This window comes from Cytobacillus sp. T106 (genome assembly GCF_040492155.1).
GTDB lineage: Bacteria > Bacillota > Bacilli > Bacillales > Cytobacillaceae > Bacillus_AB > Bacillus_AB infantis.
This window is the reverse complement of the sequence record NZ_JBEUMK010000003.1, coordinates 445428-458099: the sequence shown is the minus strand read 5'-3', so window position 1 is coordinate 458099 and position 12672 is coordinate 445428. Positions and strand designations below refer to the sequence as shown.

Genomic DNA, 12672 nt, shown 5'->3' with positions numbered 1-12672 from the left:
GATTTGTTTGAAAATCCGGCAGGAAGAAACTAATAGAAAGATTACGGGCAGCCAATATTTCTAATCAAAATGGAAAACCCCATCCTGCCAATCTTTGCAGGATGGGGTTCTTTCAATTTCTAATCATAACCCGTGTTCCATTTGGTACAATTCCGGAAAGTTCCAGTACATCCTGGTTATTCATCCGCACACAGCCTTTGGAGACTGCCTTGCCGATGGAAGCAGGGTTATTGGTGCCATGGATCCCGTAGCCTGCTTTTGATAAAGAAAGCCACATGATGCCATAAGGACCGCCAGGATTGGGTTCGCGATTAACAATTACATAATCGCCTGGCGGTGTTTGTGTCAGCATCTTGCCGATGCCGACAGGATAGGTTTTTTGCAGGATTCCATTTTTAAGGAGAGACAAGCGGCGGGTGGATAACGTAATGCTTATTGAATACGGGATTGCTGAAGGCTCAGGAAGTCCGGGAATCATCACTCTTTGCCCTTGATAAATCTGATTGGGGTTGCTGATTTGCGGGTTTGCGGCCAATAACTGGGCAATCGGGCGGCGGTAGTCCATTGAGATGCTTGTCAGGGTTTCGCCTTGCCTTACTGTATGGTAGATAAGCAGCCACTCCATTCACAGGTTTATTACAGCATATGCACCAGCGGCTGTATTTTTCCTCCTGAGTGCAGATGTCTGCTCTCAGGAGGAATGGAAGGTGAAAAGTGTCAGCTCAGGCTTGGATAAAAATCTGAATGGAAGCCTTGTAGTGCCGAGCCCTCGATTGACATAAAGAGTCAAAGGGTCTGTGTCGCCGATTGTATAAAAGCCTTCATAGTATTTTTGTCCATAAGGCGGGGTGACCAGTGCCCCAAAAAACGGAATCTTAACCTGTCCTCCGTGGCTGTGGCCGCTCAGCTGAAAGTGGAAGGAATTTTCATATGCCTTGTCTGCCAGGTCCGGAGCGTGTGACAGGAGGATGCTGTAGTGTCCTTCCGGAATGCTTCCTGCCGTTTTTTTCAAATCGGGCCTTCCGAGCATGGCATCATCAACTCCCGCTATATAAATGCTGTTCTCTCCAAGCTTCACTTGATGAGACTCATTGAGGAGGAGTCTGAAGCCGCTTTTTTCAATGATATTTTTATAGATATCGGACCCGTAACCGCCGTGGTCATGGTTGCCGTAAACGGCAAATTTGCCGAAAGGGGCATTAAGCTGCTCAAGGATTGAGACAATCTGCTCTGCCTGCATGAATTTATTAGGCTCATCCATCAGATCCCCAGTAAAGAAGATGATATCCGGCTCCAGGCTGTTTATTTTGCCGGCGAGTTTTTCAAGCTGGCCGAGCGTGTACTGGAAGCCTATATGGGTATCGCTGAATTGCACAGCCCTGAAATTATTGAAGGCCTGCGGGATGGATGGATCTATTATCTTATGGACGGCCGTGTCCAGTAACTTCGGTTCAATCTCCCGCGCGTAATAATAGCTTCCGGAGCCTGCCGCCAATGCTGTCAAAAGAGACCCGGCAGCTGTTTTCAGAAATGATCTTCGTGATATTTTTTTAGTCATATATCTACCAGCCTATCTATATATGAATATACGTATTTATACTATCAGACAAGTGCGGGGAAAAGAAGGCGGCAATTCGCAGCAAATCGAAGAACAAGGTGACATTAAAGGAAAAAATTAGAAAAAAACTCTGTCCAAATCTCTTTCTAATAATTTTATATTAAAAATATTAGAAAATTCTCCATTTATGTTAAAATAGAATAATGAACGACTATTCATTTTTTGAGGGGGATTTTCATGGAAGGCAAAACAGTCATAGTGACCGGCGGATCGAGCGGGATGGGCAAATATATGGCAAAAAGATTCTCGGAAGCTGGAGCAAATGTCATGATTACCGGCCGCAACAAGGAAAAGCTGGAGGAAGCTAAAAAGGAAATCGAAACGAAGGGAGAAGTGCTTCCTTTTCAAATGGATGTCAGGGAGCCTGAGCATGTTAAAGCGATGGCGGAAAAAGCACATGATACTTTTGGCAGCATTGATTTTCTTGTCAATAATGCTGCTGGGAACTTCATTTGCCCGGCAGAGAGCCTGAGCGCCAATGGCTGGAATTCAGTCATTAATATCGTTTTAAATGGAACATTTTACTGCAGCAGCGAAATCGGAAAGTATTGGATTGAAAAGGGCATTAAAGGCAGCATCATCAACATGGTTGCCACTTATGCCTGGGATGCCGGGCCGGGGGTGATTCACTCGGCGGCTGCTAAGGCGGGGGTTCTTTCAATGACAAGGACGCTTGCTGTTGAGTGGGGCAGGAAGTATGGCATCCGTGTTAATGCAATAGCGCCAGGTCCTATTGAAAGGACAGGCGGTGCAGAAAAGCTTTGGGAGTCAGAGGAAGCAGCGAAAAGAACCTTGAACAGTGTCCCTTTAGGCCGGCTTGGAAAGCCGGAGGAAATTGCCGGGCTTGCGTTCTTCCTCTTTTCTGAACAAGCTGCCTATATTAATGGTGAATGTATTTCAATGGATGGGGGCCAGTGGCTCAACCAGCATCCTTTTTAACTGCTATGAGAACAGCGGCCTATCAGGCCGCTGCTCTTTCTTATTTATAGCTAATTGCCCTGGATTTCAATGCAAGCCATGAGGATTTGAATTTTTCTTTTGTGATGCGCACCTGTTTTTTGCCTGACAGCGGGTCATTTATATAAACAAACCGTGAGTCATAGCCTACAAGGGTTACCGCATGCAAATCGAGCGGCGTTTTAATTAACTCTCCTTCATGCGTCCAGGATTCCCATCGGTCAGGAAGCCTGTAATCACCTGTTGTCCATACTACTGCAGGATAGCCCTGGCTTACGTGTGACAGAATGTCTTCAAAGGATTTCCCCGTCAGATTCACTGCTCTGCCAGGAAGGTACTGCAGGGCCAGTTCAAAGATCGGTTTATCAAAGGCTGCATAGCCCGCTTGCTTTCCGGTCATGTCCCCGACAAACCCGTGGGCAGGATTTCCCCATTGAACAATATCCCTGTTTGATTTTATAATTGGATCAGGATCTTTTTTTATTTTGTGATAAAGGTCCATTTTATCAGCCTTGACTCCTGCGTATTGGAGCATCATGGCAAGGCTCGTCACTTCACAGCCATATTTCAGCTCAGGATTCTGCTTTATCAGCGGAACATCCAATATAACCTTCTCCCTGCCGGCAGCATTTTCAGGCTGCCCGGCAGTCTCCTTGCCTGCTGACAGGTTTTCTTGTATCTCACCCGAAGACTGGCCCTTCATTGCAGACCCCTGTTTGTCGAGGTGGCTGCTGCAGCCCAGCAGCGGAAGCATTAAGATGATCGTATACATATTTTTCAAGGCTGGCCCTTCCTTCTATCCGGCGTTCCGAAAACAGGCCATGCCAGATCAAGAAACGGCTCCAGTTTTATTTTTATCATGGCCGGCCAAAGTTATTCCGGCGGTGTTGAACTTGGCCATATGCCTGCTGCGGGGAGTGCTTACATCCTGTTTGGCAGGCTCCAATAATTTAAAAGAAAGGCGGGGAAAAGCGATGGATGCATTGGATATAATAACAGAACTTGACCGCGTTATACCGCATTTCCAGGCCATATTCAGTGCTGACGAACATAAGGTTATCGGTTATGAGGTATTGGGGAGATTTACTGCCGGCGGCTCGGCCGAAAGCCTTGGCCCGTTTTTTCTGGATGACAGCATCCCCGAAGAATACAGGCTTGAAGTGGATAACACGGTCCTGATGAAAGCACTCGATCATTTTGCCGGCAGGAAAGGGGAAGAGCTCATTTTCATCAACCGGGACGCTAGTCTTCTCATGCACGATTCCGGGGAGCATTTCCTGCAGCTCCTTTTGCAATACCAGGATAAAGGCATCAGCCCCGAAAGAATTGTACTCGAGATTACCGAAAGAAATTATAAGGGAGATCTTGAACACCTCGATCACCTCCTTAATTACTACAGGACGTACGGAATCAAGATAGCCGTTGACAATATGGGGAATGACAGCAGCAGGCTTGACAGGATCGGCCAGCTTTCCCCTGATATCATTAAAGCGGACCTAAAGGGTCTCAGGTCGAATGCGTCAGCTGCATCTTACCGTGATATTTTGTATTCTCTTTCCCTCCTGGCAAGAAGAATCGGGGCGACTCTCCTGTTTGAAAATATTGAAATGGTGTACCAGCTGCAGTTCGCCTGGAAAAATGGCGGAAGATACTACCAGGGATTTTATTTGTCCACACCCCAGGCTGCTACTATCGAGAAAGATTACCTGAAGGAAAAGCTGAAAACTGAATTCCATCGTTTTATCCTCCATGAAACAAAGAAGCTGGAAAAGATCCATGCAGCTGCTGAAGGATTTCAGACTAAAATCCAGGAGCTTTTGTCCAAGTACAAGAAAATTCAGGAATATGAAGAGCTTCTGCTGGCATTGTCGGGGGAAATGGATGGAGTTGCTTTCAGGATGTACGTATGCGATGTGGAAGGCTTCCAGCAGTCCCCCAATATCTTCAAAAAGGATGGAGACTGGATCATCCAGCATAAATATTACAGGAAGAACTGGAGCTGGCGCCCATACTTCCTTGAAAACATAGTGAGGATGAGAAATGACCAAAAAGGAATCCTGTCTGATCTGTACAGTGATATTGAAACAGGGGAAACCATCAGGACTTTTTCTTTCCCTTTGCATTCAAAGGATTACCTTTTCATAGATATTGCTTATTCTTTCTTGTATGACCAGGAAGGTCTGTTATAAGATTTTTCCTGTATAGTCCCTGAAGGTAAGTGGCACATTAGGAATACTACTTTCCCGGGGGGAATTCAAATGAGCGCTTTTATGACCATCCTTCTGATCATCGCTGCAGGCATTCTGCTGACCGGCTTATTATATACGATGTCCATCGCGCGAAATCAGAGAGCGGTAAAGGGAGATATGGATTCAAGCATTTCCCGGCAGGTGCAGGATCATCCTTACATCCGGAATCCTGTCATTCTGACATATGCCATCTGCTTCATTCTTTTAGTCATCTTTATTGCCTACTACACAACTACAGTCAGCTGGTAGCTGATATGAAAAGGAGGGACTGCCGTTCAGGCAGTCTCTTTTTATTATTTGGCTGTGTTAGTGTTCCCTGTTGATTTGGGGCTGTATTTCAGCCAGCTGAAATACAGCCCCAAATCAACAATAATGTTTAATAAATCCTATTATTCAAGAAATTATTAAACCTATGTCTGTGAATTATTTGGAATATTTCATCAACGTCCAGCAGCTCCGCCGATGTCACAAGCCAAACCCTCCCAAAAAGGCAAAGAACGCCTTTCTGGGAGGTTCGTCTAATGCTTGTCTGGATGATTAAGAGCTTGCGCTTTGGTTCTTCCAATAAATGTACAGGTGAAATTCCTTGAAAACTGTTAGTCCTTCCTTAAATCGGGTAATTTCTTTAATAAATGTAAGAACTGTTCTAAAAATTTCATGTGTTTTTAATTTCACGGATTATGACAAATAAACAATGAGGAGGAAGGATTTGTGTATATAAAAAGGATGATTATCCTGTCTGCTGCAGCCATTCTGGCGTTTATGCTTCCGAAGGCAGGTGCAGCTGCTGAAGACCATGCTCTGGAAAACAGGGAAGAGGTGCTGCAGTTCCTGGAAAGTGCTTTTGAAGCGCAGACATCTCTGAGTGAGGAGCCAAGATCGCTGGAAGAGATAGAAGCTGTTCTTGACCCTTATTTTACAGACAGCTATGCAAGCCTCTTTCTGCAGGAGAACCTGTCGGAGGAAGTGAACGGGAATATTATTTACGGAACTGACTTTGGTTTGTATTATATACCGTTCTTTGAGTTTACGGAGGAGACGAAAGTGGTCATTGATCCTGAAAAAATTCTTGTATTTGAATATTTTCCAGCTATGAACGAAGGTCCAACTGCTTATGCAGGACATTATGAAGGCATCCGGATCGAAAAAACTGATTCAGGCTGGAAAGTGGCAGAATGGCTTTATGATGAGGCGCCCCTGAATATATTATCAAGTGCGACTTCTGATTTAGTATACAAAGGATCCAATGACAGGACCGGATTCTCAAGGGATGCGGATAATCTTAAACCGATGGCCGGCAGCGTTTTGCCGGTTCCCGGCCTGACCCTGAGCGGCAGTGATAAAAGGCTGCTGCTGATGGAGGCATAAAGAAGAGAGCAGGCTGCAGCCTGCTCTTCTTCCTATTCGATATTCAGCTCTGCTTTTAACTTTTCCAGGTCAAAACCAGTTATGACGGTTTGATCGATCACAAAGGTTGGAGTGGAGTAGGAATTATATCTTTTGGTTAATTCTTCTCTGGCTTTTTTATCGGTGCTGATATCCTTCACTTCATATGAAAAGCCGTATTCCTGGAGGAAGCGCTTGGAAATCTCGCATGGCGGGCAGTCTGGCTGAGAATACAGGGTAATTTGCTTCATTTGAATTTGCTCCTTAATTTTCGTTGCACATCAAATATACCATATTTTAATGAAAGGCTATTATGCTCTTTACCGCAGTTTTTCCGTTTTATTGTCCCTTTTTGCCAAATAATCCGCAAGCCCCATCGCTGACACTTCTAAATCAAGTGACAGCAGGCTGTATATAGGATGGTCGTCCGCAATGCCCTTTTGGCTTAAATGGGCAAAGACCCTCTTTTTGAGGCGAGAGGCTATTTGGCCAGGTGCTTCATTATGTGAAGCGGCGTGAAAGGCTGTTTCTGCTTCTTCAATGAATATTTCAAGCCAGCTCCTGACCTGAAAATATGCTTCTGCAGGATTTCGCGATATGCCATAGTGCCCGAAGAAAAGGCAGTCAAGTTTTCTTGATTCATACAAAGAGATGGAAGCCAGCATTTTTTCAGGACTGAATTGATTTGGCGAAGTGGAAGGCAAGTAAAATTCAGTGCCCTCCCTATAAAGCTGAGGATAGAAGATGCCAGCCGTGTCGCCTGTAAACATTCCGTTTTCAGGGGGATAATAGACACTGAAGTGATGGTTTGCATGACCTGGTGTATCAAAAAAGGCTAGTGTACATGTATCGCTCAGCCTCAGCTCCCTTCCATCCTCCATTGCTTCCAGCCTGTCTGGCGGGATTGGGAGTATCGGATCAAAGAGAGCTTCAAATTGATCGCCGTATACGGCTTTTGCTCCGGCAATCAGGCGGGATGGATCTGCCAGATGTTTTTCGCCCTTTGGATGGACCATCACTTTTGCCTGCGGGCATGATTTGAGCAAAAGTCCAGCTCCCCCGGCATGATCAAGGTGAATGTGGGTGAGGATGATATATTTCACTTCTTTGACAGAGAGGTTTAACGCTTCGAGCCCATCAAGGATTCTTGTGACTGAAGGGCTTGCTGAGGTTTCAATGATGGCAAGGCTGTCTTCAGCCAATATGTAAGTTCCTGTCCGCTCTTCCATATTCAGGTCGTAACCATCGATTAAAAAAAGCTTTTCAGCTAACTTTGCCGGCTTTTGCAAAAAAATCACGTCCTTTTCCGAAGCTTTTGCTTGTACAAAGCATGTCATTATTTTATGCTGTTAATATTGGCATGTAAAGAATTACGGTTCGAATATTCTGATTTTAAATCTTTGGGATAGAAACATGCTGAAAGTGAAACCTAAGAGCAAGATGAAGGTTTGTATGAAGGAAAAGGAACGGAGCTTTCCCGTTTGCAGGTTCGCCGGCTTAAGGATGGAGCAGCTCCGCCGATGCTGCCGATTGGAATTTGGTTTCCAATGTCCTTCATATATAATGGCGGCATATATTTGATTTGGTTTTGTTCGAAAGGAGAGGGAGCATGTCACAGCTTCAAGGTATATTAACACGTCTAAAGAATTTACAGGAACAGTCAAGCAGCGGGGAACCCGCCCAGCGTTTCTTTGAGGTGAATGGCGAAAGAAAATGCCAGGTTACTTATCATCCAAAAACAGAGACATACGAGCTGGAAGTATATAATGACAAAGAAAAGCCAAAAAGATACCAGTTTGACAATATGGATATGATTACAATTGAAATCTTTGATCTCATCCAATAACGCAATTCCCTTTAAAGGAACCCTCGAGGTTCCTTTTTTGCGTTTTTCATGAGTATGCCTGCCTATGCATCAGGATAAACTTCAAAAATCAGTCTATCCTAATAGATAAAAGGGGTGAAGCCATGTTTCCGACAGTTGAATGTCCGAAATGCCATGAGGATGAAAGCATGGAACAGGTATTAACGGCACAATCCAACCAGAATGTTATTTATAGATGCCCAAAATGCCGTTTTACCATAAAAGATATTCCTACCAGCAAAGGGTAAGAAGGCCAGCGCCGAAAAAATATGATAAAATGAAAAAGTAAACACTTTCATTTGAGGAGTTTCGGCTATGATAAGTCTTCACAGTAGTGAGTATCTGGAAATAAGCATCAGGGACCTTATGATCCCTTCTGAAAGGGTAGCCCATGTACAAATTGGCAATACCTTGGAGCATGCCGTGCTTGTGCTGACCAAAAGCGGCTATACAGCGATTCCTGTACTGGATCCAGGCTATAAACTCCACGGCCTCATAGGCACTCCTTCCATCATGGATTCCATCCTCGGGATCGAAAGGATCGAGTTTGAAAAATTGGAGGAAAAACGGGTGGAGGCATGCATGAATCAAAATATTCCCCGCCTAAAAGCAGATTCGGATATGAAGCTGGCAATAGAGCTTTTGGTTGATCATCCCTTTGTCTGCGTCGAAAATGATGACGGCTTCTTTGAGGGAATATTAACAAGGAGAGCACTCCTTGACCGGCTGAACAAGCATGTGCGCAGACTGAACAGGAAATAATTTCAGCAGCTCCTGAGGGGGCTGTTTTTTTCTTTACAAAGAGTTTGGCTGCATCATTGCAGCAGTCTTGCTGACAGCTGGATGATCAGGAGAATGGTGATACCATGAAGAAGCCTTTTCAGGCAGCGGGGATTGATTTTACCAGCTGCCCTGACAGCGAGATGGGCACCGAGGAGAGATCCTGTCAGCAGACAGAGGGAAGGCCTGAGCTGGAAGTTTCCTGCTGCAAGATAGATTGTGAACGATGCAAAGCAGCTGATGAATGTCTGGAATCGGCTGAAAGCCACCGCCCTGATATAATTAAATCCCTTATTCAAAAAGGTATACATAAGCAGGGTTCCCTGGCCAGGTCCAAAGAGCCCGTCATATGCCCCTATAAAATAGATGGACGGAAATAATCGCGGTGTGATGCCTGACTCGCCGGCAGTTTCCGCCGGCTTCTTCAGCATTGTGATGACAAGCGCAAAAACCAGCAGGGAAGCTGCAAGCATCGTCATGGCTTTTTCCGGGAAGCTGTTGGCCAGTAGAGCGCCTGTGGCTCCTCCCGCAAGCCCGAAAGGCAGAGTCTGTAAACAGTCTCTCAAACCAATTTCCCTTTTCCGCAGCAGATAGAAAAAGCTGGAGAAAGAACTGAAGATATTTGAAAATTTAGCCGCCGCAACTGCAGTGTGGACAGGAATGCCGAGCAGGAGCATGGAGGGCATTCCGATAAGTCCGCCGCTCCCGGCAAGTGTTCCGATAAAAGCAGACAAAAAACCTATAAATATTAAAAGAGTATATTCCATTTCATCCCTCCTTCGCTATCATTGTATTCATTTCATGTTCATAATGAAAATCGGAAATTTTTAAGATATAATATAAGAAAAAGTTATAAAGTGAATAAGGGGAAGATTATATGTCAGCACTTTCTGAATTTCATCTATTATCGGTCCTGGCTCAGGAAATGAATATGAGAAAGGCGGCGGAACGGCTCTTTGTCTCACAGCCTGCCCTGTCGCAAAGGCTGCAGTCGATTGAAAAAGAATGGGAAACCAAATTGTTTGTGCGTTCTCAGAAGGGTCTTACCCTGACCCCTGCCGGCGAGCTGGTGATTCAGTTTGCCAATGAGGTCATTGGAAGAGAAGAAAAGGTCAAAGAATCCATCGGGGCCCTTAACTCAGAGGTGCATGGGACTTTAAAGCTGGCCGTTGCTTCCATTGTCGGGCAGAACTGGCTTCCCCAGGTTTTGAAAAAGTATATCAGCCGGTATCCTCAGGCTAAAATATCCCTTATGACAGGCTGGAGCAGCGAAATTTCCAAATCTCTGTATGAAGATCAGGTACATATCGGCATCATTCGCGGAACTCCTGACTGGAAGGGAGTCAAAATCCATCTGTTCAAGGACAGCCTCTACCTTGTTGACAAGGAAATCACCCGGCCTGAGCAGGTGCTTGAAACAGACCGGCCATTCATCCAGTTCAAAAGCGACTCTAATTATTATCAGGAAATCCAGGACTGGTGGATGAGGCAATTCAAGACCCCGCCTAAAAGGACTGTTGTTGTAGATCAGATTGAAACATGCAAACAAATGGCCTTTAATGGCATCGGCTATGCCATCCTTCCGGCAATCACGCTTAACGGAGCAGAAAAGGATATATTTAAGATTCCGTTATTGGATGAGAACAATGAACCAATAGAACGGGATACTTGGCTGCTGGGCTATGAGTCTGCCTTCAGGCTGAAGCAGGTAAGAGCATTTGCGGAATTGATAAGAGAGCATGTAGAAGAGGGGGGAAATTAGGTTTTTTTCTTGTTTTCGGTGCTTTTGTTTGTTAAAGTAATGCTAGTTACATACATAGGAGGCCTGTCACATGAAAATGATGGACGCAAATGAGATTATCTCATTCATACAAAATAGCACAAAATCAACACCGGTTAAATTATACGTAAAGGGCGATTTGGAAGGATTGGATTTCGGTCCGTCTGCTAAAACCTTCTTAACCGGCAATACTGCAGTAGTGTTTGGAGAGTGGGCTGAAATCAGCCAGGCGCTTGAAGCAAATGCTTCACAGATTGAAGACTATGTTGTGGAAAATGACCGCCGCAATTCAGCGATCCCATTGCTTGACATGAAAAACATCAAGGCGAGGATCGAGCCGGGTGCCATTATCAGGGATCAGGTTGAAATCGGGGACAATGCAGTAATCATGATGGGTGCTTCCATCAATATCGGAGCGGTTGTAGGCGAAGGCACGATGATTGATATGAATGTGGTCCTTGGAGGCCGTGCGACTGTCGGGAAGAATTGCCATATCGGGGCGGGATCTGTTCTTGCAGGTGTCATTGAGCCGCCTTCAGCCAAGCCGGTTATCGTTGAAGATGACGTAGTCATCGGAGCAAATGCCGTTGTCCTGGAGGGCGTTACAGTAGGCAAGGGTGCTGTTGTTGCAGCAGGCGCCATTGTTATTGATGATGTTCCTCCATACACAGTAGTGGCTGGCACTCCGGCACGCGTCATCAAGGAAATTGACGAAAAGACAAAATCAAAGACTGAAATCAAGCAGGAGCTTCGCCAGCTGTAAAGGCAGGCTGGAGGACCGTGCCTTCCAAAAGGGAGACCGGTCCTTTTTTGTACCTTTTTTACGCAGGATTTTCACATTTAAAGGAGAGAGAACATATGAATCGGTTCATTCAGATTAGAAGGGATCTGCACCAGATTCCCGAGCTGGGATATAAAGAGTTCAAAACACAGCAGTATCTGCTTGATTATCTGGGGACACTTGACCAGGCCAATATGGAGATCAGAACATGGAAAACAGGCATTTTTGTAAAACTGAACGGGACAATGCCTGGCAAGCTGATCGGCTATAGAGCTGATATCGACGGCCTTCCGATTACCGAGGAAACGGGCTTCGGATTTTCATCCCGGCATGAAGGCAATATGCATGCCTGCGGACATGATTTCCACATGAGCATTGCCCTTGGCCTTATTGCCTATTTTTCGGAAAACCGTGTAAAAGATGATCTTTTGTTTATCTTCCAGCCTGCAGAGGAGGGACCTGGCGGTGCGGAGCCAATGCTGAAATCGGATATTATGAAAGAATGGCGCCCTGATATGATTGCGGCACTCCATATCGCTCCAGAATACCCGGCGGGGGCGGTTGCCGTTAAAGAAGGGCTCCTCTTTGCGAATACTTCAGAGCTTTTTATTGATTTAAAGGGAAAAGGAGGGCATGCCGCCTATCCTCATCAAACAAATGACATGATAGTCGCTGCATGCTCACTTGTCTCACAGCTTCAAACGGTCATAGCAAGAAATGTTGATCCTCTGGACAGTGCGGTCATTACGATTGGAAAAATCACCGGCGGGACGGTCCAGAATATTATCGCCGAGAAAGCAAGGCTCGAGGGGACAATCAGGACCCTTTCTGTGGAATCCATGGCAAGGGTGAAGAAAAGGATAGAGGCTCTGGTCAAAGGCACCGAAGCCGGCTTTGAATGCGAAGCGACGATAGATTATGGTGCCATGTACCATCAGGTCTATAATGACGAAGTGCTCACGAGGGAGTTCATGGACTTTTTGCGCACCGGAACTGAAGCAGAGGTGATTGAATGCAAGGAAGCGATGACAGGCGAAGATTTTGGCTATATGCTGAGCGAAATTCCGGGGTTCATGTTCTGGCTGGGGGCAGATTCGGAATTCGGTTTGCATCATTCCCGGCTGCAGCCAAAGGAAGAGGCAATAGAAAAAGCAATCTCTTATATGACGGCTTATTTGGAATATAAAGGGAACCAATAAAGCTGCAAGAAAGATAAAAGGATGATCCGATGAGGACCATCCTTTTTTAATATAAAAT

Annotated in this window: 15 protein-coding genes; 9 read left to right on the top strand and 6 right to left on the bottom strand. The window is 45.4% G+C overall.

Annotation, left to right across the window (positions count from 1 at the left end):
• Positions 1-112: 112 nt before the first annotated feature.
• Together ABU165_RS09900 and ABU165_RS09895 are read right to left on the bottom strand one after the other, a co-directional pair.
• Positions 113-625 (bottom strand): L,D-transpeptidase family protein, encoded by a 513-nt coding sequence (locus ABU165_RS09900; protein WP_180827372.1) that lies wholly within the window; start codon positions 623-625, stop codon positions 113-115.
• Positions 626-691: 66 nt separating this feature from the next.
• Positions 692-1558: a metallophosphoesterase gene (locus tag ABU165_RS09895; protein WP_094768868.1), complete on the bottom strand. Its 867-nt coding sequence runs from the start codon at positions 1556-1558 to the stop codon at positions 692-694.
• Positions 1559-1795: 237 nt separating this feature from the next.
• Here ABU165_RS09895 and fadH point away from each other — a divergent pair, with 237 nt between their 5' ends.
• Positions 1796-2557, top strand: coding sequence for a 2,4-dienoyl-CoA reductase (fadH, locus tag ABU165_RS09890; RefSeq protein ID WP_101550728.1), 762 nt, complete (start codon positions 1796-1798; stop codon positions 2555-2557).
• Positions 2558-2597: 40 nt separating this feature from the next.
• Here fadH and ABU165_RS09885 read toward each other — a convergent pair whose 3' ends face one another.
• Complete coding sequence (locus tag ABU165_RS09885; RefSeq protein ID WP_318060150.1) at positions 2598-3356, bottom strand: C39 family peptidase; 759 nt, start codon at positions 3354-3356, stop codon at positions 2598-2600.
• A 193-nt stretch (positions 3357-3549) separates the two neighbouring features.
• Between ABU165_RS09885 and ABU165_RS09880 the strand changes: the two genes are divergently transcribed.
• From ABU165_RS09880 to ABU165_RS09870, 3 genes are all read left to right on the top strand, one after another.
• Positions 3550-4764 (top strand): EAL domain-containing protein, encoded by a 1215-nt coding sequence (locus ABU165_RS09880; RefSeq protein ID WP_129611828.1) that lies wholly within the window; start codon positions 3550-3552, stop codon positions 4762-4764.
• A 69-nt stretch (positions 4765-4833) separates the two neighbouring features.
• Complete coding sequence (locus tag ABU165_RS09875; protein WP_009794313.1) at positions 4834-5073, top strand: hypothetical protein; 240 nt, start codon at positions 4834-4836, stop codon at positions 5071-5073.
• 462 nt (positions 5074-5535) lie between these two features.
• The gene (locus tag ABU165_RS09870; RefSeq protein WP_318060149.1) at positions 5536-6192 is read left to right on the top strand and encodes a DUF3993 domain-containing protein; all 657 of its coding nucleotides are present in this window, start codon (positions 5536-5538) and stop codon (positions 6190-6192) included.
• 32 nt (positions 6193-6224) lie between these two features.
• Here ABU165_RS09870 and ABU165_RS09865 read toward each other — a convergent pair whose 3' ends face one another.
• Both ABU165_RS09865 and ABU165_RS09860 read right to left on the bottom strand, forming a co-directional pair.
• Positions 6225-6461, bottom strand: a complete 237-nt coding sequence (locus tag ABU165_RS09865; RefSeq protein WP_009794315.1) for a glutaredoxin family protein — start codon at positions 6459-6461, stop codon at positions 6225-6227.
• Positions 6462-6530: 69 nt separating this feature from the next.
• On the bottom strand, positions 6531-7499 hold the full coding sequence (locus tag ABU165_RS09860; RefSeq protein WP_035402799.1) for an MBL fold metallo-hydrolase: 969 nt from the start codon (positions 7497-7499) through the stop codon (positions 6531-6533).
• Positions 7500-7819: 320 nt separating this feature from the next.
• On the opposite strand from ABU165_RS09860, the gene ABU165_RS09855 reads away from it, so the two are divergent.
• Entirely contained in the window at positions 7820-8056 is a 237-nt protein-coding gene (locus tag ABU165_RS09855) for a YkuJ family protein (protein ID WP_094768870.1), read from the top strand.
• A gap of 333 nt (positions 8057-8389) precedes the next feature.
• The gene (cbpB, locus tag ABU165_RS09850) at positions 8390-8836 is read left to right on the top strand and encodes a cyclic-di-AMP-binding protein CbpB (RefSeq protein WP_009794318.1); all 447 of its coding nucleotides are present in this window, start codon (positions 8390-8392) and stop codon (positions 8834-8836) included.
• Positions 8837-8889: 53 nt separating this feature from the next.
• Here cbpB and ABU165_RS09845 read toward each other — a convergent pair whose 3' ends face one another.
• Positions 8890-9621 carry a sulfite exporter TauE/SafE family protein gene (locus ABU165_RS09845; protein WP_318060148.1) on the bottom strand — a complete coding sequence of 244 codons (732 nt, stop codon included), beginning with the start codon at positions 9619-9621 and terminating at the stop codon, positions 8890-8892.
• Positions 9622-9731: 110 nt separating this feature from the next.
• Here ABU165_RS09845 and ABU165_RS09840 point away from each other — a divergent pair, with 110 nt between their 5' ends.
• From ABU165_RS09840 to ABU165_RS09830, 3 genes are all read left to right on the top strand, one after another.
• Positions 9732-10616, top strand: a complete 885-nt coding sequence (locus ABU165_RS09840) for a transcriptional regulator CcpC (protein ID WP_009794320.1) — start codon at positions 9732-9734, stop codon at positions 10614-10616.
• A 70-nt stretch (positions 10617-10686) separates the two neighbouring features.
• On the top strand, positions 10687-11397 hold the full coding sequence (gene dapD / locus ABU165_RS09835) for a 2,3,4,5-tetrahydropyridine-2,6-dicarboxylate N-acetyltransferase (protein ID WP_009794321.1): 711 nt from the start codon (positions 10687-10689) through the stop codon (positions 11395-11397).
• Between the two features lie 95 nt (positions 11398-11492).
• On the top strand, positions 11493-12614 hold the full coding sequence (locus ABU165_RS09830; protein ID WP_022543663.1) for an N-acetyldiaminopimelate deacetylase: 1122 nt from the start codon (positions 11493-11495) through the stop codon (positions 12612-12614).
• The last annotated feature ends 58 nt before the right edge of the window (positions 12615-12672 follow it).